Source organism: Paenilisteria rustica, assembly GCF_013820765.1.
In the GTDB taxonomy this organism is placed as follows: domain Bacteria; phylum Bacillota; class Bacilli; order Lactobacillales; family Listeriaceae; genus Listeria_A; species Listeria_A rustica.
In genome coordinates, this window is the sequence record NZ_JABJVM010000010.1 from 86,895 (window position 1) to 113,256 (window position 26,362).

Below are 26,362 nucleotides of genomic sequence, written 5' to 3' on the forward strand. Positions count from 1 at the left end.
AGGAATGAGAAGTATGATTGATATACATTGCCACATCTTGAACCAGTTGGATGACGGACCAAAAACGGAAACAGGCAGTCTTGCCATGGCACAACAAGCAATAGCAGAGGGTTTCACGGATATCATTGCAACGCCGCATCATTTGAAAGGCGATTATTTTAATCTGCGGCCTTCTGTGGCAGAGCATGTGGCGGAGCTGAACGAGGCGATTAAGGATAACGGAATGGAGCTGCAAGTGCATATTGGGCAGGAAGTGCGCTTGCATGGCGAAATTATTGAAGGCTTGAAAAATGGGGACTTGGCGTCGCTTGCGGGTAGCCGTTATGTGTTGATTGAGTTCCCGACGCAGAGTATTCCAGTGTTCACAGAGCAATTGTTTTATGATTTGCAGATGGCGGGATATGTACCGGTTATTGCCCATCCAGAGCGGAATTTCGAGATTATGGAGAATCCAGAACGGTTGTATGATTTTGTATCGCACGGGGCTCTGGCGCAGCTTACTTGGTCGAGCTTAGACGGTAAGTTTGGGAAAAAGTCGAAGAAATCAAGCGAGGTTTTGCTGGAAAATCAGTTGGTACATTTTTTGGCAACGGATGCGCATGATACGGTTCGTAGACCACTTTTGCATAAAGACATTGAAGAGCGATTGGTGAAGAAGATTGGTTCGCGTTATGTGGATTACTTAAAAGGAAATGGCGCGAAAGTACTTAAAAATGACGTGATTGTTGCGGAGGATTATTCGATGCCATCGCAAAAACGTTTTTTCTTGTTTTAAGGTAGTGGAATAAAAGGCAGAGCTGGTGGGGACGGTTAGTTCATGTTCTTGCCGGCTTTTTGTTTACTAGCGGATAATAAAAAATGGGGTAGTTAGGCTGACATAAATGGAAATAGCGATGGAGTAGAAGAGGTCGTTAATGCTCAGCGAATTTGATTTAATAAATTTCAGGGGGATCGCTCTTTGGATGCTTTACTGAACGAGGTATAACCAATGTAGAATATAATTTGCAAGGGAAAGTGTTCATTTTTGTTCTGCTAAAAGACATCCCTTTCTTACAGCGGCGAACCGTGGTATAATCAAACAAACGCATAGTCGTAAACAACCATTTCATTAGTGAAGTGGTTTAATTCATTGAGGAGAGTCGTTATGAAAATGATTGTTGGACTCGGAAATCCGGGTAAAAAATATGAGCGTACTAGGCATAATGTCGGCTTTATGGTCGTCGATGAGCTTAGTTTTAGATATCAAACGCCTTGGAAGAAGTCGAAATTTAATGGGATGACGAGTAGTATCGTTGTAAATGGCGAGAAAATGTTGCTCGTGAAACCGTTAACTTTTATGAATCTTTCAGGGGAATGTGTGCGTCCATTAATGGATTATTATGATATTTCAGTCGATGATGTGATGATTGTGTATGATGATCTGGACTTGCCTACTGGGAAAATTAGACTTAGACAAAAGGGTAGCGCGGGTGGTCATAATGGGATGAAGTCACTGATTCAGCATCTGAAAACGCAGGATTTCAACAGGATTCGTGTTGGCGTGGATCGACCTGCAAACGGTGATATTATTAATTACGTGCTTGGGGATTTCCCAAAGTCGGAGCAAGCGGATATTATCGATGCGATTAAGAAGAGTGCAGATGCCGTGGAAGCTTGGTCAAATAAAGGTTTTGCAGAAGTTATGAATCAATTTAACTAGTGACTAGTTGCCGGATTATTTCGGCGAGAAATTTAGATGGAATATTCAAAAAAGGAGGCCTTTTAGCTTGAAAGAATAATGTTTTTTTGGTAAGGCTAAGATTATGCTTTAAACAAATCGAGCGAAAGCGTTTGTATTTCATCTGTTTGGTGGAAGCCGGAAGCGGAATGTACGACTGTACATGAGAACCGGAAGTCCACCAGACAGATGAAATGCGAACGCTTGCCGCCGATTTATTATGGATAGGAAACATATCAAGAGAAAAAGGAGGCCTTTTAGTGTGAAAGGATTGCAACAGCTTGTCTATGAACAAAAAGATATTCGTGGCGTTATAAAAGAATTGGATGAAAAGGGGAAATCGCAATTAGTAACGGGGCTTTCGGGTTCGAGTCGTGCGTTATTTGCCAGTGTTATGGAGGGCGGGACGCAGCGACCGGTTATTTTTGTAACGCATAATTTATATCATGCTCAGAAATTATACGATGATTTGTCGACTTTGGTGGACAGTGATCGTCTTTACTTATATCCGGCCGATGAGTTGATTTCGTCGGAACTTAGTATTTCAAGTCCAGAACTTCGGGGGCAGCGTGTGGAGGTACTACAATTTCTGCTGTCTAGAAAACCGGGGATTGTGATTGTGCCTGTTTCTGGGATGCGCAAAATTTTGCCGCCGGTTTCGATTTGGGAGAAGTATAATATTTCGCTGATTCAAGGCTCGGAAATTGAGCCTGAGGTGTTGCAGAGCCAGCTCATAACGATGGGTTATTCGAGAAGTGATATGGTCAACACGCCGGGCGAGTTTAGTATTCGTGGCGGGATTATTGATATTTATCCGATTACGGAGGAGCACCCGATTCGGATGGAGTTATTTGATACGGAAGTGGAGTCGTTGCGCTTCTTTGACGTTGATTCGCAGCGGTCGATTGAGACGGTGGAGGAATTCCGCTTGGTGCCTGCGACGGAGATTTTGCTTGAGCCGGCGTTTTTCCCGGATTTGGTAACGCGGATTGAGAAAAAACTAGCGCAGACGTTGAAACAGATGGCGGGCGAAAAAGATAAGCAGCAATTGGTGGAAAACTTGGAAGAGGATTTGGAGTTGCTTCGTGACGGCCAAAAACCGGATATGTTTTTCAAATATATTGGGATGTGTTATCCGGATCCAGCTTCGTTACTGGACTATGTGCCGCAAAACTCGATTTTGTTATTTGATGAATTTGCGCGGATTCAGGAGACGGATGAGCGTTTAGAAAAAGAGGAAGCGGAGTGGCAAACGGAGACGTTGGAACGGTTGGAGACGATTCGTGACACGAAGATGAGTCACAATTTCCGAGCACTTTTGGAAACGGATCGCTTGTCACGGATTTATTTGTCGTTGTTCCAAAAAACGCCGAGCAGTGTGCGGATTGCGAAGATGACGAACATTGTTTATAAGCAAATGCAGCAATTCCATGGCCAGATGAGTGTTTTGAAAACGGAGATGGATAGTTGGTCGAAAAATAATTATGCGGTTGTGATTTTGGCGCCGACGATTGAGCGTGCTGAGAAAATGAAGCAGACGTTGGCGGATTATGAGATGGAAAGCGTGATTTTAAAGGACGAGTCGGAGGTTCCGAAGTTTGGCCAGACGCAATTTGTGCTCGGTAGTTTGCAAAATGGGTTTGAGTTGCCTCTCGCCAAGGTTGTTTTTATTAGTGAGACGGAACTGTTTAATAATAAGAAGCAGCAGAAGCCGAAGAAGCGGCAGAAATTGTCGAATGCGGAGCGGATTCAGAGTTATTCGGAGCTGAAGGTTGGCGATTATGTAGTTCACGTGAATCATGGGATTGCGCGCTATGTTGGGATGGAAACGCTGGATATTAACGGTGTGCATAAGGATTACTTGTTGTTGATGTACCAAGGCGATGATAAGCTATTTATCCCGGTGGAGCAGCTGGAGCTCGTGCAAAAATATGTTGGTTCAGAAGGCAAGGCGCCGAAGTTGAACAAGCTTGGTGGCGCGGAGTGGAAACGTGTGAAGACGCGGGTTCAGGCTTCTGTGCAAGATATTGCGGATGATTTGATTAAATTGTACGCCGAACGTGAGGCGGAGCGTGGTTATGGCTATAGCCCTGACGGCGAAATGATGCGTGAATTTGAAGATGCGTTTCCGTACCAGGCGACGGAGGATCAGCTGCGTTCGATTATGGAAATCAAGAAGGATATGGAACGCGAACGGCCAATGGATCGCTTGCTTGTCGGGGACGTTGGTTATGGGAAAACGGAGGTTGCGCTGCGTGCGGCGTTTAAGGCAATGATGGACGGGAAACAGGTAGCGTTCCTTGTGCCGACAACGATTCTGGCGCAGCAACATTATGAAACGATGAAGGAGCGGTTCCAAGGATTCCCGATTGAGGTCGGGTTGTTGAGCCGTTTCCGGACGCGTAAACAGCAGAACGAGACGCTAAAAGGGTTGAAGTCGGGTCACGTGGACATTGTGGTCGGGACGCATCGCCTGCTTTCGAAGGATGTGGAATACCATGATTTGGGATTCCTTGTCATCGATGAGGAGCAGCGGTTTGGCGTGACGCATAAGGAGAAGATTAAGCATATCCGGTCGAAAATTGATGTGTTGACGCTGACGGCGACGCCGATTCCGCGGACGCTCCATATGTCGATGCTCGGTGTGCGTGATTTGTCGGTCATTGAGACGCCTCCTGCGAACCGTTTTCCAGTGCAAACCTATGTGGTGGAGCAGAATAACGTGTTGATTCGGGAAGCGATTGAGCGGGAATTGGCACGTGACGGTCAAGTTTTCTTCCTGCATAACCGGGTAGATTCGATTTTACAAAAGGCGGATGAGATTAAGATGCTCGTTCCTGATGCGCGAGTTGCTGTGGCGCATGGTCAGATGACGGAAACGGAGCTTGAGTCTGTGATTTTGAGTTTCCTTGAGGGCGAATATGATGTCTTGGTGACGACGACGATCATTGAAACGGGTGTTGATATTCCGAATGTGAATACGTTATTCGTTCAAAACGCGGACCATATGGGACTTTCTCAGCTGTATCAGTTGCGTGGTCGTGTTGGCCGTTGGAACCGGATTGCCTATGCCTATTTCATGTATCAGAAGGATAAAATTTTGCGTGAAGAGGCTGAAAAAAGATTGCAGGCCATTAAAGAATTTACGGAGCTTGGTTCTGGGTTCAAAATTGCGATGCGTGACTTGTCGATTCGTGGCGCCGGTAATATTTTAGGATCGCAACAACATGGCTTTATTGACTCGGTTGGATTTGATTTGTATTCGCAAATGTTGCAAGAAGCGATTGCGGCGCGTCAGCCTAAAGAGGACCATGAAAAAATTGTGCCGGTGGAGATTGATATCACGGTGGATGCGTACATTCCGGAGCATTATATCCAGGATGGTCGACAAAAAATCGAGATGTACAAACGTTTCCGGACGGTGCTTGATATGGATGACTTGGAGGAATTGCGTTCGGACATGATGGATCGGTTCGGCGAATATCCAGAGCAAGTGGAATATTTATTCACGATTACGGAGCTGAAAGTCTATGCGATGCGAGTTGGTATTGAGTCGATAAAACAAGATGCGACGAAGATTACGATTCAATTTTCTGACGAGGGTACGCAAAATATGCGCGGTGACATGGTGATGCAAGTTATCGGTGAATATGGTCGTCAGATTGGCGTTGGCATGGATGGTCAGCAACTTAGAATTACGGTGAACGTTGGCACGAAGCCGCTTCAAGAATGGCTATTCGAACTGAAAACATTGACGGACAAACTTTCAGAAGCGAAAAAAGAAGTCGCAGAATCGAAAGCAGAGTAAATTCCTATCTAAAATTATAGACGAGGCGGTGGCGTACAAATGGCTCAGACGACAATTAAGAACTTAATGAAAGGCGCAGTTTGGCTAACCCTTGCGTCACTGCTTTCTAAAATACTTAGCGCGGTATACCGTATCCCTTTCCAAAATATGGTTGGGGATATTGGTCTGTACATATTTCAACAAGTATATCCGATCTACGGAATTGCGATGACGCTAGCTTTGGCCGGATTTCCAATCATTGTTTCACGAATGATTGCCGAGGAAAACGATGAGGCTAAACGAAAGGATATTTTCCAGTCAGCACTACAAGTCATGATTGGTGTCGGTATATTTTTCTTCCTTATTATTTTCTTTGGAGCTGAGATGATCGCCAGTGTCATGGGTGATCTCCATTTGACTATTCTCATTCGCGTCATCAGTTTCGCCTTTTTATTAATGCCGTTTCTGGCAATTTTTCGTGGTTTTTTCCAAGGACATGAGCAGATGATCCCGACTGCGGTTTCGCAAACGATTGAACAATTAGTGCGAGTTGTCATTATTATCGCCGGAGCAACAGGTTCCGTCGCACTTGGTTGGAATCTTTACATGACTGGCGCCGTTGCAATGAGCGGTGCAGTTGTTGGTGGTTTTGGCGCGCTCGGGACACTCTTTTATTTTTACTGGCGCCATAAACCGGAACAGATTACCTTTTCAAAAAAATGGGCCAGCGTGAAGTTCGTCAAACGTTTCTTAGCGCAGAGTATTGCGGTCTGTACAACGAGTGCCATGCTGATTTTGTTCCAACTGCTAGATTCTTTCCAAGTTTATAGCTTGATGGTGGATTCAGGAATCAATGACACGGCGGCAAAAGAATTGAAAGGAGTCTACGATCGCGGACAGCCACTTTTGCAGTTAGGCTTAGTACTGTGCATGGGTCTCGCGCTCGCCATCGTGCCAATGATTACGTCCTCAAAAGCACGCGGTGAAACAAAAGAATTACGACGCTCCGTCCTGCTCATCATCAAGCTCACCATCTTACTTTCAGGCGCAGCAACACTCGGCTTAATCGCAATCATGCGTCCAACAAACCAGATGCTATTCGAAACAGCGGCCGGAACTGGCGTGCTCCAAGTCTTCATCCTATCCCTGTTCCTAAGCTCGCTCATCGTCACCACGAGCAGCATTCTTCAAGGATTCGGCAATATGGCTGGGCCCGCCGTCGCAGTCTGCGTCGGACTCATCATCAAGCTCATCGCGAACGCTATCCTCGTACCGCGCTTCGCCACATACGGCGCTTCGTGGTCCACCGTCATCGGGTTAGGCGCAACACTTCTCGTTTGCTACATCCTGCTAAAACGCCAGCTCCCAATCCCGTTCATCCGTAAAAACATGATCGGTTGGGCACTCATCGCGTTCGCAGCAATGGTCATCGTCCCCGTCATGTGGGAAGCATTCTGGCCACTTACGAGTCGCTTGGGAAGCGCGATCCAAGCCTTATTTGGTGCCCTAATCGGAGGAACCATCTTTTTCTACTGCATCATCAAATTCCGATTACTCACCACCCGCGACCTCGTCTACATGCCATTTGGTTCAAAGCTGATGTGGCTCGCCAACAAAATCCACAAGAGGTAGTGTTTGGTGGCTCAATCCGAAAAACCGGCGGCAAGCGCTCGGTTAGCGTTGCATCGTGTTTAGGGGAAAACATTTAAGATAGTTGCAATTTCACATCAATCATGCGAAGATAAAGATAAATTTTACGAGCAAAGGATGGATGAACAATGGCAGTAACAATGCGTTTAGATAAATTTTTAAAAGTATCCCGACTAATCAAGCGGCGTACCGTTGCAAAAGAAGTCGCTGAAAAAGGGCGCATCTCGGTGAACGGCGTTGTCGCAAAACCGGGTACGAATGTCAAAGTAGAAGACGAACTTGTTATCAAATTCGGACAAAAAACTGTGACAGCACGCATCGATCGTTTAGAAGAAAATGCGCGCAAAGAAGTCGCGACAGAGATGTACACGATTTTAAAAGAAGAGCGCAAAGACGAAGAATAAATGAAAATATGAGCTTGAGACGCGCGACTGGTTTCAGGCTCTTTTTTCACATGTCAAGGAGGAAAATCAATGAAAGCCATCATGTACGTTGCCCATGGAAGCCGCTTGCCAGAAAAAAACCGCGAATTCCGTGCTTTCGTAGCAAAAATCATTCAAAAAAGACCTGAACCGTGCCAAAAAATCGCTTTTCTAGAAAAAGAAGACGAAACAATGCCACTGGTTGGTGAGGCAATGATTCAGGAGGGGGCAACCGAGATTACAGTCGTGCCCATGCTCCTATTCCCGGCGATGCACGCCACGAAAGATATTCCGGAACACGTTGTCAGCTTGAAATCCAGGCACCCAAATGTGACGTTTCGAATTGCAGACACGTTTGGCGCCGAACCTGAAACAATCGCTACAGCAGCAGCTCGAATCCGTGATGCTAAACCCGAATCAGGCGCAACCATCCTAGTCATCGCTCATGGAAGTGCATCCTATGACGAGCCGAGAATTCAAATGCAAGGCGTCATCACAGAACTAAGCACTCAACTAGGTCGCAAAGTAGCGCTAGGCATGCTCCACGGCGAACCAAACTACAAACAAGTCGCCGCGAAGTTAACCGGAAACGTCTACTGGATGCCCTATTTCCTTTTCACTGGTCAGCTTGTCGACAAAATCCGCGCAGGAATCAATGAAATCAGCCCGAATTGGCGCGAAACCAGCTGCCTCGAATTAGATTCCAATCTCGCAACTGGGGTCTTACGAAAAATCGAGGAGGCTACATCATGAGCTACCCAGTTCTCCTGCAATTAACGGATAAAAATGTCACCATCATCGGCGGCGGCAAAATTGCAACAAGAAAGGCACGAGGATTACTTACAACTGGCGCGAACATCACAGTTGTCGCACCAACATTCACAGAAGAACTACACCAAATGTCCGTCCACCGAATCCAAGCAAACTACCAAGCGCAACATCTAAGTAAAGCTTTCCTCATTTTCTGTTGTACAAACGATTCCCAGGTAAACGCTCAAATCATCCAAGACGCCTCCCCACAACAACTAATCAACGACTGCACCGACAAATCAAGGTCCGATTTTTTCAATATGGCGACGCTACAACAAGAAGACCACCTCATTGCGATTTCGACAAACGGAAACAATCCAACACGAGCAAAAGAAATCCTTCAAAAAATACGACAGAGCGCTGACAACTAAGCGCTTTTTCAGTGTTTTCCCCCATACCCCAAACGCACCTAACCCTGTATAATTGAGTTATCTAATTTTACAATTAATTGTTCATATATTCACAATTAACGGGAGGGAAAACACATGCCAAAACAAAAACTGCTCATGATCGGCAACGGGATGGCTGGCGTACGCACAATCGAAGAAATACTAGAGCGCGATCCAGAAAAATACGACATCACAATCATCGGCGACGAACCGCATCCAAACTACAATCGCATCATGCTGTCAAATATTCTACAAAATAAAATGACATCATCTGAAATTATCCTAAACGACGAAACATGGTACGAAGCCAACAACATCACGCTACATACAGATGAACAAGCCCTATTAATCGACAGGCAAACCAACACCGTTACGACAACAAAGCGTAATATCACATACGATCGTCTCATTTTAGCGACAGGGTCAAGAGCTTTCATCCTGCCAATTCCAGGCGCAGATCTTGAAGGTGTACTCGGATTCCGCACAATCGCGGATACAGAAAAAATGATCGAAATCTCAAAAAAATACGAACGAGCTACCGTCATTGGCGGTGGTCTACTTGGCTTGGAAGCGGCACGCGGACTCCTCGATCAAGGCATGGATGTTACCGTTATCCACCTGGCAGATTGGCTGATGGAAACCCAGCTCGACGCCAAAGCAGGCGAACTTTTAAAAGCAGATCTTGAAGCGCAAGGTATGAAATTCCTCATGCAAAAAGCTACCTCCAAAATTCTAGGGAAATCACGCGTGACCGGACTTGCATTTAAGGATGGCACACAAATCGAAACCGACCTTGTTGTCATGGCAATCGGAATCAAGCCTGAAATTGAGTTAGCGCAACATGCGAACCTTCCAACAGGACGCGGTATCGTAGTCGATGATTTCATGACAACCGCTGACCCGGCCATTTTTGCCGTTGGAGAATGTGCCGAACATAATGGCATCGCATACGGTCTGGTGGCGCCACTTTACGAACAAGGCAAGGTTCTCGCAGACTATCTATGCGACATCGAAACGAAAGGATACCGCGGCAGCAAGATGTTCACCCAACTCAAAGTCTCTGGTTGCGATCTTTTCTCAGCAGGCAACATCAAAGAAAACGCCGAAATCAAAGGTGTCACGATTTTTAACAGTATCGAAAACAAATATAAAAAAATCTTCATGCGCGATGGAAAACTAGTCGGCGTCGTACTTTACGGCGACACAACAGAAGGTAACCGTCTCTACAACCTACTCAAAAAAGAAGAAGAACTCACTGACTTCACACTTGTTTCGCTGCTCCACAAATCAGGCGAATCCGAAAGTGCGAGCGTTGCTGAAATGCCTGATGACGAATCTGTATGTGGTTGTAACGGGGTCTCAAAAGGCGATATTAGGCGCGCTATCACGGACAAAAATCTCACAACAATCGGCGAAGTTACGGCGCATACGAAAGCCGGCGGATCTTGTGGGAAATGTAAACCAATCATCGGCGACATCCTAGAACATACACTTGGCGACGATTTCGTGAGTGCAGCACCAGCAGGGATTTGTGGATGTACCGACTATACACGCGATCAACTTATCATCCAAATCCGTTCCAAACAACTCCAAACAGCAAAAGAAGTCCGTCACGTCCTAGCGTTCCGTAACCCAGAAGGCTGCTCGAAATGCCGCCCAGCGCTCAATTACTACCTCAACATGATCTGGCCGCAAACGCACGCAGACGAACCAGAAAGCCGCTACGTCAACGAACGACTACACGCCAACATCCAAAACGATGGCACCTATTCCGTCATTCCGCGGATGTACGCAGGCCAGACGGATCCACAACAACTCATCAAAATCGCCAAAGTCGCCGAAAAATACGACGTTCCTTTACTAAAATTAACCGGCGGACAACGCATCGGCTTATACGGCGTCAAAAAAGAAGACCTACCGAAAATCTGGGAAGAACTCGACATGCGCTCCGGTTTTGCGTACGGAAAAACATTGCGTACCGTCAAATCATGCGTCGGCTCGAAATTCTGCCGTTTTGGCACCCAAGATGCACTCGCACTTGGCGAAGCTTTAGAACGTCAATTTGAGTTCGTCGATACACCACATAAATTCAAAATGGGCGTCTCTGGTTGTCCAAGAAGCTGCGTCGAATCTGGTATCAAAGACTACGGTATTATCTGCGTCGAGAACGGCTACCAAATATACATTGGCGGAAACGGCGGCACAGAGGTCAAAGAAGCCCAGCTCCTAACCACTGTTGCGACAGAGCAAGAAGTACTCGACATTTGCAGCGCCTTCGTCCAATATTACCGCGAAACCGGCGTCTACATGGAACGAACCGCGCCGTGGCTTGAACGAATGGGTATGGAACACGTCCGCGATATCATTCTAGATTCGGTCGAACAAGCGAAACTAAAAGCCGCGTTAGATGAGGCACTCGCAGGACGTGACGATCCATGGAAACAAGTTTTGCAAGACGAAGAAAAACAAAAACTATACCACGTAGAAAGAGTGTGACCGCGATGGATAAAAAATATGTAGCAGACTTAGAAAATTTGACGCCGCTCATTGGTCGTGAGGTCTTGATGGATGGCGCCCAAATCGCGTTATTCCGACTATCAGACGACAACGTGAAGGCTATCGAAAACCGCTGTCCACACAAAAATGGCCCGCTAGCAGAAGGCACCGTATCTGGAACCGATGTTTTCTGTCCACTTCATGATTATAAAATATCGCTAGAAACAGGACAGGTTGCGGCACCTGATGAAGGTTGCGTCAAGACTTACGAAACCAGCGTCGAAAACGGTAAAATCTATTTGGTAACGAATCCATGACAAACGTCTACCTCGTCGGCGCAGGCCCAGGCGATCCAGGACTCCTGACATTAAAAGGCCGGCGCCATCTAGAAACAGCGGACGTCATTATTTATGACCGACTCGTCAACCCGATACTGCTTCACTTAGCGAAAAAAGACGCGGAATTCTTATACTGCGGCAAACTACCAAGGCATCACATTATGCGCCAAGATCAAATCAATGCAGCTATCGTCGCGAACGCCGCACAAGGCAAGAAAGTGGTCCGTCTCAAAGGTGGTGACCCAGCCATTTTTGGGCGTGTTGGTGAAGAAATGAAGGCCATATCAGATGCAGGCTTCACCTATCAAGTCATTCCGGGCATCACGTCCAGTTCCGCCGCCGCGATCTATGCGGGGATTCCCCTAACACATCGCGACCACAACGGACACGTGACTTTTGCGACTGGTCATCAGAAAAACAACGCGCTCACGGAAATCGATATGACAACTCTTGCGCGAGGAGGCACGCTCGCATTTTACATGGGAATCGAAAACCTGCCGCGTATTTGCGGAAAAATCACCAAGCAACCAGAGCTCACGGAACTTCCTATAGCCATCATCGAATGGGGTACGCTCGGCCGCCAACAAGTGCTCACAGGAACCATTGCGACCATTGAATCTGAATTAGCGCAAACAACAATAGCGAATCCTGCCATGATCCTCATTGGAAATGTTGTCAAAGAACGCAGCGCTATTTCTTGGTTTGAACAAACACCACTATTTGGCAAACGTTATTTATTAGCAACAGGTAAAGCCCCGCTATTCGACCAAATCTGCGACTACACAGAACAGGGCGCACACGTTTACGCGCTCCTAATCGGCGACGCGCGATTCGACGACATCACCACACGCGTCTTATCCGAACAACAATGGGATGGCGTCATTTTGCACGACGGAATATCAGCACGAATTTTTCAAGAAGAATTAGCTCGATTAGGCATAAATGAAACCTTTCACATATTCCAAAACGAACCGCCACATGTTATTCTAGAAGGGTAGTTAAGGAGGAATGACATACCAATGAAAGAACAAGATATAGCAAGCGAACTAATCGATATTAGGCTCCAATTCGGGTTGGATTTTGTCGGTATTGCCACGGCGATTGCAGCAGATGGACAAAAAGAAATACGCTGGAAATACGTCGCTGGCAACCGCAATAACCGCTATCAAAAAATTGTTCTCCAAGTGGGTAAAGGCATCGCAGGAAGCGTTTGGCGAACGGCGAGGCCAATGATTTCTGGAAATCTAAATCAGGATAGAGATGCACCACTTCAAGAATACCCCATTGCACTCACCGAGAATTTAGCGAGCATTATCGCGGTTCCAATCATGTCAGGTGGCGCGGTTATCGGAGTCATGCTAGGAGGCTACCGCAAAGTCACGCAAATAAAAGATGCAATGGCAACTGATTTTCAAATGATAGCGGACAAGATGCAACAAAGCTTACTAGCCGTAAAGGAATGATGCAAAATGGAAATAACATCCGAACTATTTATGAAAGCCTACGAGCAGATGAGCGACGCTGTTTTTTTGTTGCGAGATAAGAGTGAAATCATCGCGTCGAATCCAGCAGCAAACCAGCTACTTGATCGTTACGAAGTGAATTTAGACGATTTCTGCACGTATTGCAACGGTTACACGTCGATTTTCGAAGAGCGAACATGTCTGGGCTGCTCCTTACGAAAACGAATCGACAACGAAGCCTTCCAAATTTTCTTAAACGTCAAAAACGGCGAAAATATTCCGTTCAGCGCGAGCTACACGCTCATCGATGAATCAGCTGGAATCAGCATACTGCTTTTGCGAAATCTAACGCAGCAACAACAAACCGAACAACTCCTGAAGCAAAAAACAATGACTGAATACGTCATCAATGCGCAAGAAAACGAACGGAAACGCCTGTCCCGCGAGCTTCACGATGGCTTGGCGCAAGGCCTTTTCAGCACTCTAATCGAACTTCGCAAAATCAAATACATGACTAAAAAAGAAGATTACGAATCAAGCATTGCCGAAATGGACTCGATGCTCGCGACAACGCTTGAGGACATTCGCAATATGGCTGTAGAATTACGCCCATCCTCGCTTGATGATCTCGGCATTTTTGCTGCTCTAAAAGCCTATTTTAAACGTTATGAGCAACTTTTGGGTGTTCATGTCATCTTCGTTTCCGAACTATATGGCACGCGATTCCCAGCAAGCGTCGAAACCATGCTGTACCGCGTGACCCAAGAAGCGCTTACCAATGCAGCCAAATACGCCGATGTAGATGAAATCGAAGTCTATCTTTTCAAAACGAAGCAAACGATCGTACTCGAAATTAACGACCAAGGCATCGGCTTTTCACCAGATCATTTCACCGCAGAAGGAAGCGGTTTAGGCTTGCTAAACATGAAAGAACGCGTGGAACTTTTGCACGGGGAATTCGAGCTTCGTTCAGAGCCCAATCAAGGGACAAAGGTGCTTGTCAGAATACCAATCGAGCCAAAAGGAGGCAGAACAACATGATCAAAGTACTCGTTGTAGACGACCATGCCGTAGTCAGAAGCGGCCTGTCTTTCGTCATCAACTCCCAAGAAGACATGACCGTAGTAGCAGACGCCGCAGACGGTTTGGAGGCCTATCTCGAAACCGAGCGACACACGCCAGATGTTGTGTTGATGGATCTGAGCATGCCACCTGGCGAAAATGGTCTAGTCACCACAAAAAGAATCAAGGAGAACTTTCCTGCTACCAAAGTCCTTATTTTGACGATGCATGACGACGAAGAATACTTGTTCCGAGCCTTGCAACTAGGCGCAGCTGGCTATATCTTGAAAAATGCCAAAGACGACGAATTATTAGATGCAATCCGAGCTTTAGAACAAGGCGAAACATATATCTATCCAAAAGTAACGACGGCTCTCGTACGCCAATTTTTACAGCAAAATAACGGCGAAAAAGTCAGTGATTCCTATATCCAACTATCCAATCGTGAACAAGAAGTCCTACCTTTAATCGCGCTTGGTTACGGCAACAAAGAAATTGCCAATAAATTATGCATCTCTGTGAAAACCGTCGAAACACATAAAGCAAACATCATGAACAAGCTCGACCTTACTACCCGCGCCGAAATTGTCAAATATGCCATCAAGAAAAACCTCATCGATTTATAACGCATGCGGTTTAAACTTCCTTTTTTCTAAAAAAGTTATTATAATGAATAAATGACATAGTTTTGAAAAAGGGAGTGTAATTCATTTGAAGAAAACAAAAACCAGAAAGTGGAATTGGACGAAAATCATCGCGATATTTATCTTTGCATCACTGTTAATATCATTGGTATTTTCGATTTACAATGTAATGACGACACCAGAAACCGGTGTTCCGGCTGGGGAGCCAACACGAAGCGATTATTCCTTGATGGTTAGCCAGTGTATTTTAGGATTAGTCGCGATGTTCTTGCCGTCGATTCTTGGACGCCGATTTAAATTTGAAATTCCAGGTAATATGTATCTTGTCTTTATTATTTTCTTGTATTGCTCGATTTATCTTGGAGAAGTTCAAAGTTTCTACTACTTAATTCCGAATTGGGATACGATTTTGCACACATTTAGTGGCGCTATGCTTGGCGCGCTCGGATTTTCCGTTATATCCTTTCTCAATGAGGATGAACGCACAACGATGAATTTAAGCCCCGCTTTTGTAGCCTTGTTTGCGGTATGTTTCGCCGTGACTTTAGGTGTTATCTGGGAATTTTACGAGTTCTCATCCGACAAATGGTTAGGCATGAACATGCAAAAAACAATGCTAGAAGACGGCACGAAACTTGCTGGAACTGCCGCGGTGTCAGATACGATGGAAGACCTGTTCGTCGATTTCCTCGGAGCTTTAGTATTTGCCATCATCGGGTACGTCAACCTGAAACGCAAAAAAGGTTGGATGGAAAAATTCGAATTCAAAAAAACAGTGAAAAAGTAATAGCGTAGCGCGAGGACTTGTAATAATTATTATTGCAAGTCCTTTTTCAAACAAAGGAGATGAAACGATGGTGTTTTCAACGGGAGACACGGTGTTTACAGTGATTGCATTCGGGAATCTACTGGCCTTTATTGCGGGTATCGCATTGGTAGTTGTGATGCTTTTTAAGAAGAATAAAAAGGTGGACTAGGGACAAATATCCAGACCATAAAGCATAAAAAAATAAATTATGCAACTAAATAGAACAAATGTGCTTAAAAAAGATCGTCAAAATAACGGATACCAATGGACAAAAGCCTGAAATATTGTTATTATTTTAAACAAGAACCAATTTTTTTCAAGACGCATCACAGCTAGTCTTTAAATTGGGGCTAGTGGCTAATTAATACTGAAGAAATGGGGGATGATGTGTGAAAAAAGACCAACGTACTGTTACAAGACTGAACAATCGTTATGTACAAGACGAAACCATCATGAAGAAACAACGATCACGCAGAAGAGTCGCGCTATTTCGGAGGCTATTAATGCTTGCCGCAGTGATTGTGGTGGTCAGTGGTGGTTTAGTGTATGTCTATTCACAACAAGTGAGTTTGCTGCACGCCAAGGAAACAGAGAAAGTAGAGTTAGATAAGAAAGCACTCGCAGTAGCGCAAGACCAGAAGGAACTAAAGAGCACGATTAACAAATTACATGATGATGACTACATCGCGAAACTGGCTAGGAGTGAGTATTTCCTTTCTGAGAAGGGGGAAATCATTTTTAATATTCCTGACGAAAACGATAAAAAGAAAGAGTCGTCCAATTAATTTGCGAAAAAAGTTTCGTGTAATTGACACTCTTTTTATATTAGCTATAATTAAGGGTAGAGTGAAATTCTAAGGAGGAAGCATTGTTTTATGTCGATTGAAGTAGGCAACAAGTTACAAGGGAAGATTACCGGGATTACTAATTTTGGGGCGTTTGTTGAGTTAGAAGGTGGCAAGACAGGTCTTGTTCACATTAGTGAGGTTGCAGATAACTATGTGAAGGATATCAATGACATTTTAACAGTTGGCGATGAAGTCACTGTGAAAATAATGAATGTCGGCGATGACGGCAAAATCGGTTTATCAATTCGTAAAGCAGTTGACCAACCAGAGCGTCCAGAAAGACCAGAGAGAAGTTATAGTAGCGGACCTCGCAAGCCGAAATACAACAAAAAGGCTGCAGAGCCAGTACGTCCAGAGAATTTTGAAGATAAAATGTCCAAATTCTTAAAAGATAGCGAAGACCGTTTATCTACCTTAAAACGTCAAACGGAGTCTAAACGTGGCGGCCGTGGCGCGAAACGTAGCTAATCATAAATAGTGAATTTATAGGAGCTGTTCAAAGTCAACTAAAGTCTGATTTACTTGGCTTAGGTACAACTCCTTTTTTTGCCTGATTTGGATGCAAGAAAGAGGTTGGGAACATGATGGCTCGCGAAAAAGTAATGGCGTTTATAACGAAGCATCAACTTATCAAGCCAAGCGATCAGCTGCTCGTTGCTGTTTCTGGCGGCGCGGATTCTATGGCGTTGCTTCATTTTCTGATCCAGACGAGAATAGTGCCAAAAGAGGCGATTGTTGTAGCGCATGTCAATCATGGTTTGCGCGCAGAATCAGTAGATGAGGAGCAACTTGTCGCGGATGTTTGTGAGACTTACGGCATTCGATTTGAATCGACGCAACTGGATATTAGACGGTTAGCGGAGCAAGAGAAGACAGGGATTGAAGAAACGGCGCGTAAGTATCGGTACACCTTTTTTAGAGGGCTTTTGCGCAAGTATCATTGTCAGAAGCTAGTTCTAGCGCACCATGCAGATGATCAGATGGAGACAATTTTGATGCGGCTTGTTCGTGGAAGTTCCGATTTGGGATGGCTCGGCATGCAGCCAAAACGCGATTTTGCGACGGGGATGGTGATTCGGCCATTCTTACCGCTAACGAAGAATGAGATTGTGAATCTATGTGAGACGCAGGACGTTCCTTATTTAGAGGATGCGACCAATCAGGAAGATACGTATACACGCAACCGCTACCGCAAAGCTTTACTGCCCTTTTTAAAACAAGAAAATGCGCATGTCGATGAACAATTTCGGCGTTTTTCGGAGGAAACTACCGAGGATTTCCTGTTTTTAAACGAGTTGGCAGAACAGGCTCTACGAAACATGACTGAATATAGCGAAACGGACGTGAAACTTTCATTAAATGAGTGGCGTAAACTGCCCCAACCTTTACAACGTCGTACAATTCATTTACTATTAAAATATCTGTATAAAGACACGATGTCGCTTATTTCGGCAGGACATGTGGACCAGATTTTACGACTGAATCGGGAAGCAAATCCGTCAGGCGTCATCCACTTGCCAAACAGTCTGATTGTGAGGCGTGCGTATGACCAGTTGGACTTCTTTTATGGTGAGTCCGGCAAGAAAGTGCAGGATTTTTATCACCAATTATATGATGGTGATCGCGTGACACTAGCAGATGGCGCAGAAATTCGCATCAAGACCAAAAGCTCAGTTGTGCAAACGGCTGGATTAGATGGTATGATTGTGAATCAAGATGCGATCCAGTTGCCGCTGATTATCCGAGGTCGTATGAACGGTGATCGTATGAAAACGACAGGCGGTACACGCAAGCTCAAATCTATCTTCATTGATGCCAAAATCCCGAAACACAAACGTGATACGTGGCCAATTGTGACAGATTATTCAGGTGAAATTTTATGGATTCCAGGCGTTCAGACGTCGGTCCACCAAACGAAGCCAAACCGTGAAACAAAGCAATATATTATAAGATATCATCGTAATTTAGGAGGAAACAAAAGTATGCACAACGATATTCAGAAAGTGTTGATTAGCGAAAATGAAATCCAGGAGAAAATTGCTGAGCTGGGCAAAGAACTGACAGCAGAGTACGACGGTCGCTTCCCGCTAGTTATCGGTGTATTAAAAGGTGCGACGCCTTTCATGACCGATTTACTAAAAAGAGTAGATACATATCTAGAAATGGATTTCATGGATGTATCGAGTTACGGCAATGGCACAGTTTCAACCGGCGAAGTAAAAATCATCAAAGATTTGAACACATCGGTGGAAGGGCGAGATGTGCTAATTCTGGAAGATATTATCGACAGCGGACGCACGCTTAGCTATTTAGTAGATCTTCTAAAATACCGCAAAGCCAAATCCGTAAAACTAGTAACGCTACTTGATAAACCAGAAGGACGCAATGTAGATATTGACGCAGATTATGTTGGTTTTGTTGTTCCAAATGAATTCGTCGTTGGCTATGGCCTTGACTTCGCAGAGAAATATCGTAACTTACCGTACATTGGTGTTTTGAAACCAGAAATTTATGCAGATTGATTTAGTTCACAAAATGAATTAAATTTGTTAACATATAGAAAACAAGGCACAAAGGTAGCTATTCTGCGCTAAAATTTTCCTGTGTTAAAAAAACGTGTCCAACAACATGCAAATCATTGGGAAATTGCAGATCGTTATGCTATCATTAGTCTTAGTTTTTAGCTCAATATGCCTATTTGAGGAATAATAATAAACCATGCTTTTTAATAGAAAGTCTTCGTGAGAGAAGTACAAGGCGGATCCGTTTTTACAGCCAAAAAGGGAATGCAAAACAACCTAACTGTAAAGACTTAATCCATGCTCTTACGTGGGAGGAGGTAAGGAATGAATCGCTTTTTTAGAAACGCCATATTTTACGTTATCATTTTCCTTGTCATCATAGGAATCGTAGCCACTTTTAATAACAATAGTGAGTCTGCAAAAGAAATCAGCTATGATGAGTTCATCACGAAAATGGGTGACGATCAAATCAAATCATTCTCTATGCAACCGGATCGCAGTGTGTATGTGATCAATGGGGAGCTGAAGAAAGCTGAGAAAACGGACAGCAAAGTTGGGAAAGACCAATCAACAACGAAATTTACGACGTATGCTATTGCCAATGATGAACTAACAGCGCAAATCACGAAAGTAGCTAAAGAAAATGATGTGAAAGTAGATGTTGTTCCAGCAAAGCAAAATAGTGGCTGGATTACGTTCTTCACTTCTATCATTCCTTTTGTTATCATCTTTATCCTGTTCTTCTTCCTAATGAGTCAAGCTCAAGGTGGCGGCGGTGGCGGTCGAGTTATGAACTTTGGTAAAAGTAAGGCCAAACTTTATAATGACGACAAGAATAAAGTCCGCTTCACTGACGTAGCTGGTGCAGATGAAGAGAAACAAGAATTAGTGGAAGTTGTGGACTTCTTGAAAGATCCACGCAAATTTGCCGAACTTGGTGCACGAATTCCTAAAGGGGTCCTGCTTGTAGGTCCTCCAGGTACAGGTAAAACATTACTTGCCCGTGCAGTAGCCGGTGAAGCAGGCGTACCGTTCTTCTCAATCAGTGGTTCGGACTTCGTTGAGATGTTCGTTGGTGTCGGTGCAAGCCGTGTCCGCGATCTTTTCGAAAATGCGAAGAAAAACGCTCCATGTATTATCTTTATCGATGAAATTGATGCAGTAGGTCGTCAACGTGGCGCAGGAATGGGCGGCGGACATGACGAACGTGAGCAAACATTGAACCAATTACTTGTAGAAATGGATGGTTTCGGCGGTAACGAAGGAATCATTATCATCGCTGCAACTAACCGTGCCGACGTACTTGATCCCGCGTTACTACGTCCAGGCCGTTTTGACCGTCAAATCATGGTTGATCGTCCCGATGTTAAAGGCCGTGAAGCAGTACTTCGCGTACATGCTCGTAATAAGCCACTTGCGAAAAGTGTTGACTTAAAAGCAATTGCGCAACGTACACCAGGATTCTCAGGTGCCGATTTAGAAAACTTACTGAATGAAGCAGCACTTGTTGCCGCCCGTTCTGATAAGAAACAAATCGATATGAAAGATTTGGATGAAGCGAGCGATCGTGTTATCGCCGGCCCAGCCAAGAAAAACCGTGTTATTTCGATCAAAGAACGCCGTACCGTTGCGTATCATGAAAGTGGTCACGTAATCGTCGGAATGGTGCTCGATGAAGCCGAAGTAGTCCACAAAGTAACGATTGTTCCACGTGGACAAGCAGGCGGATATGCCGTTATGTTACCAAAAGAAGATCGCTTCCTAATGACGAAAGCCGAGTTAATGGACCGTATTACAGGTTTACTAGGTGGACGCGTAGCCGAAGAAATTGAATTTGGAGAAGTAACAACAGGCGCAAGTAATGACTTCGAACGTGCGACACAAATCGCGCGCCGGATGGTAACTGAATGGGGTATGAGCGACAAGATTGGCCCACTTCAATTCTCATCAGGAGGTGGCGATCAAGTATTCATGGGTCGTGATTTTGGAAATAGCAAGAACTATTCCGATAAAATTGCCTATGAAATTGATACCGAAGTACAGAGCTTAATCCGTTTCTGTTACGACCGTGCGAAGACAATTATTGAAGAACACAGAGAGCAACATACGCTTATTGCGGAAACATTGCTTGAAGTTGAAACATTAGATGCACGTCAAATCCGTTCACTATATGACGATGGCGTTTTACCATCCGAAATGGACGCTGACGAACAAATGTCGGAATTCCCTTCTGAAAAAGATGATATCGAACCAAAATCTTATGAAGAAGAGAAGAAAGAACTTGTTGAAGAAGCGAAAGACGATAAGATTTGGGATTATGCAGATAAAGAAGAAAAAGCAGAGAAAGAAGCGAAATCAGAAGAACCGAAAGAGGTTGTTACTGAAGAAGCTCCTGATGCTGAGAAGACGCCTAATGACGATAAAAAAGGTGAATAAGTAAAGAATACGGACCAGTACATGATAGTTGTGTGCTGGTCTTTTTGTTGAGGCACTTACGAAGCGTCATGTGCTGAGTTAGAGCCTCAATATGCATGAGAACGTAGTGAGCATGTAAACCATCAGTGGGTCTTGGATGCCGAATCCGACTGATAGTATACGGATAAGAAACAGGAAACCAGAAGAGTCCCTAACAGCTAAATAGTTGTCAGTTTCGCGTTGCTCAACTGCCTATTGATTCACTACAACAAAGCACACTACGCTTTGTAAGCTCATCAACATAACGGGCCGTTTCAGCTTTTCGTTCGATCCAGCTTCAGAAGCCAGCCCCCCGAAATTTTCGTGCCCTCCATAAAAACCAAGAGCGGGTTTTCACTGCGACCCCTAACAAATTTTTTCGGGTCTAACGGGCTTCTTCAGCTTTTCGTTCTCATTGGTCAAAATAAGACAAATTACTCGGCTTTTCACAGAATCCGTGTTATGATACTCTAGAAAAATCACAAATAAGGATGGTGACGGGTATGATTTTAGTTATCGATGTTGGGAATACGAACATCACAATCGGTGTCTACGAAGGCAAGGAGCTACGCAAGCATTGGCGTATGACAACGGATCGTCACCGGACATCAGACGAACTGGGCATGATGGTCTTAGATTTTTTCCAATACGGTGGCATTTCTTCCAAGGCAATCGAGGGCATCATCATTTCATCGGTTGTTCCACCAATTATGCATTCCATGGAAGCGATGTGCTATAAATATTTCGAAATTAGGCCGCTTGTTGTCGGTCCCGGTATTAAAACTGGTCTGAATTTACAAATTGATAACCCGCGCGAAGTCGGTGCTGATCGAATTGTTAATGCCGTCGCAACGATTGAAGAATACGGAACCCCTGCTATTATCGTAGATTTTGGAACGGCGACAACATTTTGCTATATCGACGAAAAATCGCGCTATCACGGTGGAGCCATTGCACCAGGCATCATGATTTCGACGGAAGCCCTTTACAATCGCGCGGCAAAACTTCCACGTGTAGATATCACAGAGGCGCCTAAAGTCATTGGCAAAAGTACCGTCACATCGATGCAAGCAGGTATTTATTACGGTTTCATCGGTCAATTTGAAGGTATCGTTAAAGCAATGAAAGAACAGACGAATACCGAACCAGTCATCGTTGCAACAGGAGGGCTCGCAAGGCTTATCAGCGGGAAATCAGATATAACGGATATCGTAGACCCATTTTTAACACTCAAAGGGTTGCGAATTTTATATGAACGAAATCAATCAAACGATAAAGGAGTTAATGACAGTGAGTGATTATTTAGTAAAAGCATTAGCGTATGGCGGCAATGTCCGTGCCTACGCTGCGAGAACAACAGAAGCGGTGGGCGAGGCGCAACGCCGTCATGATACGTGGTCCATCTCATCCGCGGCACTTGGCAGATCCATGACAGCCACCCTATTCCTAGGTGCAATGCAAAAAGAGGATCAAAAAGTAACCGTAAAAATTGAAGGAAACGGCCCAATTGGACCAATCATCACAGATAGCAACACGCAAGGTCAGATTCGCGGCTACGTAACAAATCCACACGTTCATTTCAGTGAGCTGAACGAGTTCGGCAAATTAGACGTTCGTCGCGGTGTGGGAACAGAGGGCATGCTAGCTGTTGTTAAAGATATCGGTTTCCGCTCCAATTTTACAGGTCAGGTTCCGATCGTTTCTGGTGAAATTGGTGAGGACTACACGTACTACCTAGCCACATCCGAGCAAATTAATTCCTCACTTGGCGTTGGTGTACTCGTGAATCCAGATGATACCATCGAAGCTGCAGGAGGATTCATGCTTCAACTACTTCCTGGTGCGGACGATGCCATTATTGACGAAATCGAAAAAAACCTGAAAAATTGCCCAACGATTTCCCGTTTAATCGAAGCAGGAGAAACGCCAGAACAAATTTTGGCTAGACTTGCAGGCGGTGAGGAAAACCTACAAATCCTTGAAAAAATGCCGGTCACATTCGAATGCAATTGCTCTAAAGACCGTTTCGGTAACGCGATTGTTTCGCTAGGAAAAAGTGAAATACGCCAAATGATTGAAGAAGATCACGGCGCAGAAGCAGAATGCCATTTTTGTCGTAATAAATATCACTTTGAAGAATCGGAACTAGAAGCATTTTATGAAGAAGCGAAATAAGTATCAGATGAGGCAGCCCATCAGAGGTTGCCTTTTAAATTTGACAAAGTAGGTCGGAATTGATTAAAGTAGAGGAGAGAATAGAGAAGGAGTGTTGAGAAAATGACAATTGCAAACTCAATTACAGACTTAATCGGACAAACGCCTATCGTGAAATTGAATCGTTTACCAGAAGTGGGAAGTGCGGAAGTATACGTGAAATTGGAATTCCAAAATCCGGGTGGCAGTGTGAAAGACAGGATTGCTAATGCGATGATTGAAGATGCAGAAGAGTCCGGCGCGTTGAAACAAGGCGACACAATCATTGAACCGACAAGCGGAAATACAGGAATCGGACTTGCGATGGTTGCAGCGGCGAAAGGATACCGCGCGATTTTTGTTATGCCAGAAACGATGAGTTTAGAGCGTCGTAAGTTACTGCAAGCATATGGCGCAGAGCTAGTTTTAACCCCAGGCCCAGACGGTATGAAGGGTGCTATTGCCAAAGCCGATGAACTTGCAAAAGCGCACGGCTATTTCGTACCGCAACAATTCCATAATCCAGCCAATCCAGCCGTTCACGAGCGGACAACAGGCCCAGAAATTGTCGAAGCGTTCGGTAAAGACGGTCTAGACGCATTTATCGCAGGAGTGGGAACAGGCGGAACTGTATCAGGCGCAGGGCACGTACTTAAGAAAAACTATCCAGACATTAAAATTTACGCCCTAGAACCAGAAGAATCCGCAGTGCTTTCAGGCGATTCGCCGTCCCCGCATAAAATCCAAGGAATTGGCGCCGGCTTTATTCCAGATACACTAGACACAAAAGTATATGATGGAATTCTCAAAGTTTCAAGTGAAGATGCACTAGAAACCGCCCGCGAAGTTGCTAAAAAAGAAGGCATCCTAGTAGGTATATCATCAGGCGCGACCATTTTTGCAGCACTAAACTTGGCGAAAGAACTAGGCACAGGCAAAAAAGTATTAGCCATTGTCGCGAGTAACGGTGAACGCTATCTGAGTACAGCTCTATACAATTTCGAATAAATCTCATAGACTTCTAACAAAAAACACAGTAAAATTTCGCGAGGATACGATATTATATTACTTGTAAGACCACAACAAATAAGTCGATTTCCATTACTTCCTCGTGATGGAAAGAAAGAACCAACGTGCCACCAACGCGTTGGTTTTTTGTTGCGGTTCTTAGGAGGCATCCCCTGCCGATTTAGAGCCACAATATGCATGAGAGCAAAGCGAGCATGTAAACCATCAGAGGCTCTCACACGAAATAACCAGTCAATGTTTCTGAGACACGCCCTAAAAGCAGACAAACAAAAAAGAGGCACCGCAGCACCTCTCCTCGCATATTCTATAAACTCGTACTCAAAATAATCGGTCCTTTTGGAGTTTCACTATCATTATCAGGTTCAATCGTTATGGCGACAGTATCGTACTTCGCGTTTTCAGGTATGGAGTGAATCACACCCCCATGTCCATCGTTATTCGCTACGAAAGTCCCAGCACGCGTTGGCTTCCCATCCAGCAACAACCAAACTTGATAACACTCTGCACCATTCAAACGACTCAAATCCTGAGCTTGAATCACCAACGTATTTTGCGAACCCTTCTGAATTAACGAAGCAGTCGCGCTCGCCGTTACATTGTCCGAAGCTTGCAGCGGTTTCGAAGTTTTCGTAATATCCGTATCCTCCGTCGCTTGTTTCGTATTCTGATCCCGCGTCGCAATAACGTAGAAATTCCCCGCGAGTGAAATAATCAAGGCTGCAACCAAACTAGGAATCACCCAACGCCGTTTCCGCTTAGGCACCACATTCGCAATTTCCACAACGTCCGGCGTTTCGTCCGCCACTGTCTCCTGCTCCTGCGCAAAAACATTCCCCAAAACCCGATCCTTCATGCCCTCAGGAGGAGTAACGGATTCAGACAAGTAAGGCAAGTCACCCATCAAAGCCTCAAGCTCCTGAACTTCCGCCATAAGCTCTGGCAATCGTTCCATCGCCGCCTCAAAAGCCACACGCTCATCCGCGCTCAAATCTCCATTAATATAATCCAAAACCTGCGCACTATAATCACGCTCGCTCATCCAAATCCCTCCTCTCTCCATTAGCATCCAGCGCACTTCGCAAATGTTGTAGCGCTAACCTTAGCCGTCCCTTCACAGTCCCAAGCGGTATTCCAAAATGGTCCGCAATTTTCTGCTGCGAATAGCCGTTAAAATAAAACAAGTGAATCATTTCCTGCTGATTTTCCTTCAAATGCCCGATAGCTTGCTTCAAAGTCTCTTTTTTCTCCTTCCATTCCAATATTTCGTCCGGTGTCGGTTCATCATCCGCTAATTTTTCCCGTTCCTCTTGCAATTCATAAGGCACTTCTTTTTGTTTACGCATGAGGTCGATGCTGAGATTTCGCGTCACCGTCAACAACCACGATGCGAATTTCCCCTTCGAAGGATCATATAAACCCGGCTTCACCCAAATTTTCATGAAAACCTCCTGCACAACTTCCTCCGCCAGCTCTTTATTCCCCGTCATTCGGTACGCAAAAGAAAACACTAATTTGTGATACTGATCATAGAGTTTCTCAAGCGCCGATTTATCACCCTGTCCAATACATTCATATAAGGCAGCATCATTTTCAGACATTTTCATCCCCCTTTTCTCCAAGGTAATACTAGAATAGCACATTCTTTGGAAAAAAGTCCTTCTATAGAAACTAACGAATGAAAAACCTTTTTAGATCAGAAAATAAAATAATTTTAAAAAAAGTGATCCATT

The 26,362-nt window shown here is 44.8% G+C and carries 24 protein-coding genes; 22 read left to right on the forward strand and 2 right to left on the reverse strand.

Features of this window, described 5'->3' with window-relative positions:
• The first annotated feature begins 13 nt into the window (after positions 1-13).
• The 22 genes from HPK16_RS10720 (at position 14) to cysK (ending at position 24,611) form a co-directional block, all read left to right on the forward strand.
• The gene (locus HPK16_RS10720; RefSeq protein ID WP_181676959.1) at positions 14-775 is read left to right on the forward strand and encodes a tyrosine-protein phosphatase; all 762 of its coding nucleotides are present in this window, start codon (positions 14-16) and stop codon (positions 773-775) included.
• Positions 776-1,144: 369 nt separating this feature from the next.
• Positions 1,145-1,699, forward strand: a complete 555-nt coding sequence (gene pth, locus HPK16_RS10725; RefSeq protein WP_181676960.1) for an aminoacyl-tRNA hydrolase — start codon at positions 1,145-1,147, stop codon at positions 1,697-1,699.
• A gap of 280 nt (positions 1,700-1,979) precedes the next feature.
• Positions 1,980-5,525, forward strand: coding sequence for a transcription-repair coupling factor (mfd, locus tag HPK16_RS10730; protein WP_181676961.1), 3,546 nt, complete (start codon positions 1,980-1,982; stop codon positions 5,523-5,525).
• 39 nt (positions 5,526-5,564) lie between these two features.
• Positions 5,565-7,136: a putative polysaccharide biosynthesis protein gene (locus HPK16_RS10735; RefSeq protein WP_181676962.1), complete on the forward strand. Its 1,572-nt coding sequence runs from the start codon at positions 5,565-5,567 to the stop codon at positions 7,134-7,136.
• Positions 7,137-7,294: 158 nt separating this feature from the next.
• On the forward strand, positions 7,295-7,558 hold the full coding sequence (locus HPK16_RS10740; RefSeq protein WP_277619741.1) for an RNA-binding S4 domain-containing protein: 264 nt from the start codon (positions 7,295-7,297) through the stop codon (positions 7,556-7,558).
• 69 nt (positions 7,559-7,627) lie between these two features.
• Positions 7,628-8,329, forward strand: a complete 702-nt coding sequence (locus HPK16_RS10745) for a sirohydrochlorin chelatase (protein ID WP_181676963.1) — start codon at positions 7,628-7,630, stop codon at positions 8,327-8,329.
• Positions 8,326-8,757 (forward strand): precorrin-2 dehydrogenase/sirohydrochlorin ferrochelatase family protein, encoded by a 432-nt coding sequence (locus HPK16_RS10750; RefSeq protein WP_181676964.1) that lies wholly within the window; start codon positions 8,326-8,328, stop codon positions 8,755-8,757. Before HPK16_RS10745 ends, HPK16_RS10750 begins: the two co-directional genes overlap by 4 nt.
• A 114-nt stretch (positions 8,758-8,871) precedes the next feature.
• The gene (nirB, locus tag HPK16_RS10755) at positions 8,872-11,271 is read left to right on the forward strand and encodes a nitrite reductase large subunit NirB (RefSeq protein WP_181676965.1); all 2,400 of its coding nucleotides are present in this window, start codon (positions 8,872-8,874) and stop codon (positions 11,269-11,271) included.
• Between the two features lie 5 nt (positions 11,272-11,276).
• Complete coding sequence (gene nirD, locus HPK16_RS10760; RefSeq protein ID WP_181676966.1) at positions 11,277-11,588, forward strand: nitrite reductase small subunit NirD; 312 nt, start codon at positions 11,277-11,279, stop codon at positions 11,586-11,588.
• Complete coding sequence (gene cobA / locus HPK16_RS10765; protein ID WP_181676967.1) at positions 11,585-12,607, forward strand: uroporphyrinogen-III C-methyltransferase; 1,023 nt, start codon at positions 11,585-11,587, stop codon at positions 12,605-12,607. Before nirD ends, cobA begins: the two co-directional genes overlap by 4 nt.
• Before the next feature lie 21 nt (positions 12,608-12,628).
• Positions 12,629-13,072: a GAF domain-containing protein gene (locus tag HPK16_RS10770; protein WP_181676968.1), complete on the forward strand. Its 444-nt coding sequence runs from the start codon at positions 12,629-12,631 to the stop codon at positions 13,070-13,072.
• 6 nt (positions 13,073-13,078) lie between these two features.
• On the forward strand, positions 13,079-14,113 hold the full coding sequence (locus HPK16_RS10775) for a sensor histidine kinase (RefSeq protein ID WP_181676969.1): 1,035 nt from the start codon (positions 13,079-13,081) through the stop codon (positions 14,111-14,113).
• A complete protein-coding gene (locus tag HPK16_RS10780) occupies positions 14,110-14,760 on the forward strand; it encodes a response regulator (RefSeq protein WP_181676970.1) in 651 nt (216 codons plus the stop codon). Before HPK16_RS10775 ends, HPK16_RS10780 begins: the two co-directional genes overlap by 4 nt.
• Before the next feature lie 85 nt (positions 14,761-14,845).
• The gene (locus HPK16_RS10785; protein WP_181676971.1) at positions 14,846-15,565 is read left to right on the forward strand and encodes a DUF2238 domain-containing protein; all 720 of its coding nucleotides are present in this window, start codon (positions 14,846-14,848) and stop codon (positions 15,563-15,565) included.
• A gap of 67 nt (positions 15,566-15,632) precedes the next feature.
• Complete coding sequence (locus tag HPK16_RS17015; protein WP_281368042.1) at positions 15,633-15,755, forward strand: hypothetical protein; 123 nt, start codon at positions 15,633-15,635, stop codon at positions 15,753-15,755.
• Between the two features lie 220 nt (positions 15,756-15,975).
• Positions 15,976-16,371 carry a septum formation initiator family protein gene (locus tag HPK16_RS10790; RefSeq protein WP_181676972.1) on the forward strand — a complete coding sequence of 132 codons (396 nt, stop codon included), beginning with the start codon at positions 15,976-15,978 and terminating at the stop codon, positions 16,369-16,371.
• A 90-nt stretch (positions 16,372-16,461) separates the two neighbouring features.
• Positions 16,462-16,902 (forward strand): S1 domain-containing RNA-binding protein, encoded by a 441-nt coding sequence (locus tag HPK16_RS10795; protein ID WP_036067731.1) that lies wholly within the window; start codon positions 16,462-16,464, stop codon positions 16,900-16,902.
• Between the two features lie 113 nt (positions 16,903-17,015).
• Complete coding sequence (hpt, locus tag HPK16_RS10800) at positions 17,016-18,956, forward strand: hypoxanthine phosphoribosyltransferase (RefSeq protein ID WP_181676973.1); 1,941 nt, start codon at positions 17,016-17,018, stop codon at positions 18,954-18,956.
• Positions 18,957-19,280: 324 nt separating this feature from the next.
• Positions 19,281-21,392 (forward strand): ATP-dependent zinc metalloprotease FtsH, encoded by a 2,112-nt coding sequence (ftsH, locus tag HPK16_RS10805; protein ID WP_181676974.1) that lies wholly within the window; start codon positions 19,281-19,283, stop codon positions 21,390-21,392.
• 521 nt (positions 21,393-21,913) lie between these two features.
• Complete coding sequence (locus tag HPK16_RS10810; RefSeq protein WP_181676975.1) at positions 21,914-22,708, forward strand: type III pantothenate kinase; 795 nt, start codon at positions 21,914-21,916, stop codon at positions 22,706-22,708.
• Positions 22,701-23,585, forward strand: a complete 885-nt coding sequence (gene hslO, locus HPK16_RS10815; RefSeq protein ID WP_181676976.1) for an Hsp33 family molecular chaperone HslO — start codon at positions 22,701-22,703, stop codon at positions 23,583-23,585. Before HPK16_RS10810 ends, hslO begins: the two co-directional genes overlap by 8 nt.
• A gap of 102 nt (positions 23,586-23,687) precedes the next feature.
• Complete coding sequence (gene cysK / locus HPK16_RS10820) at positions 23,688-24,611, forward strand: cysteine synthase A (RefSeq protein WP_181676977.1); 924 nt, start codon at positions 23,688-23,690, stop codon at positions 24,609-24,611.
• A gap of 325 nt (positions 24,612-24,936) precedes the next feature.
• On the opposite strand, the gene HPK16_RS10825 is transcribed toward cysK, so the two are convergent.
• Positions 24,937-25,671, reverse strand: coding sequence for an anti-sigma factor (locus HPK16_RS10825; protein WP_181676978.1), 735 nt, complete (start codon positions 25,669-25,671; stop codon positions 24,937-24,939).
• Positions 25,658-26,230 carry an RNA polymerase sigma factor gene (locus tag HPK16_RS10830; protein ID WP_181676979.1) on the reverse strand — a complete coding sequence of 191 codons (573 nt, stop codon included), beginning with the start codon at positions 26,228-26,230 and terminating at the stop codon, positions 25,658-25,660. The genes HPK16_RS10825 and HPK16_RS10830 overlap by 14 nt, the downstream gene beginning before the upstream one ends.
• Positions 26,231-26,362: the final 132 nt, after the last annotated feature.

What these genes read in the sequence shown, in the direction of transcription:
- HPK16_RS10720 (WP_181676959.1), top strand. Translation starts at nt 14, where the DNA reads ATGATTGATATACATTGCCACATCTTGAACCAGTTGGATGACGGACCA.
- pth (WP_181676960.1), top strand. Translation starts at nt 1,145, where the DNA reads ATGAAAATGATTGTTGGACTCGGAAATCCGGGTAAAAAATATGAGCGT.
- HPK16_RS10795 (WP_036067731.1), top strand. Translation starts at nt 16,462, where the DNA reads ATGTCGATTGAAGTAGGCAACAAGTTACAAGGGAAGATTACCGGGATT.
- HPK16_RS10740 (WP_277619741.1), top strand. Translation starts at nt 7,295, where the DNA reads ATGCGTTTAGATAAATTTTTAAAAGTATCCCGACTAATCAAGCGGCGT.
- HPK16_RS10810 (WP_181676975.1), top strand. Translation starts at nt 21,914, where the DNA reads ATGATTTTAGTTATCGATGTTGGGAATACGAACATCACAATCGGTGTC.
- cysK (WP_181676977.1), top strand. Translation starts at nt 23,688, where the DNA reads ATGACAATTGCAAACTCAATTACAGACTTAATCGGACAAACGCCTATC.
- HPK16_RS10750 (WP_181676964.1), top strand. Translation starts at nt 8,326, where the DNA reads ATGAGCTACCCAGTTCTCCTGCAATTAACGGATAAAAATGTCACCATC.
- HPK16_RS10830 (WP_181676979.1), bottom strand. Translation starts at nt 26,230, where the DNA reads ATGTCTGAAAATGATGCTGCCTTATATGAATGTATTGGACAGGGTGAT.
- nirD (WP_181676966.1), top strand. Translation starts at nt 11,277, where the DNA reads ATGGATAAAAAATATGTAGCAGACTTAGAAAATTTGACGCCGCTCATT.
- ftsH (WP_181676974.1), top strand. Translation starts at nt 19,281, where the DNA reads ATGAATCGCTTTTTTAGAAACGCCATATTTTACGTTATCATTTTCCTT.
- cobA (WP_181676967.1), top strand. Translation starts at nt 11,585, where the DNA reads ATGACAAACGTCTACCTCGTCGGCGCAGGCCCAGGCGATCCAGGACTC.
- HPK16_RS10735 (WP_181676962.1), top strand. Translation starts at nt 5,565, where the DNA reads ATGGCTCAGACGACAATTAAGAACTTAATGAAAGGCGCAGTTTGGCTA.
- HPK16_RS10745 (WP_181676963.1), top strand. Translation starts at nt 7,628, where the DNA reads ATGAAAGCCATCATGTACGTTGCCCATGGAAGCCGCTTGCCAGAAAAA.
- HPK16_RS10775 (WP_181676969.1), top strand. Translation starts at nt 13,079, where the DNA reads ATGGAAATAACATCCGAACTATTTATGAAAGCCTACGAGCAGATGAGC.
- hpt (WP_181676973.1), top strand. Translation starts at nt 17,016, where the DNA reads ATGATGGCTCGCGAAAAAGTAATGGCGTTTATAACGAAGCATCAACTT.
- nirB (WP_181676965.1), top strand. Translation starts at nt 8,872, where the DNA reads ATGCCAAAACAAAAACTGCTCATGATCGGCAACGGGATGGCTGGCGTA.
- HPK16_RS10770 (WP_181676968.1), top strand. Translation starts at nt 12,629, where the DNA reads ATGAAAGAACAAGATATAGCAAGCGAACTAATCGATATTAGGCTCCAA.
- HPK16_RS17015 (WP_281368042.1), top strand. Translation starts at nt 15,633, where the DNA reads ATGGTGTTTTCAACGGGAGACACGGTGTTTACAGTGATTGCATTCGGG.
- HPK16_RS10825 (WP_181676978.1), bottom strand. Translation starts at nt 25,671, where the DNA reads ATGAGCGAGCGTGATTATAGTGCGCAGGTTTTGGATTATATTAATGGA.
- HPK16_RS10780 (WP_181676970.1), top strand. Translation starts at nt 14,110, where the DNA reads ATGATCAAAGTACTCGTTGTAGACGACCATGCCGTAGTCAGAAGCGGC.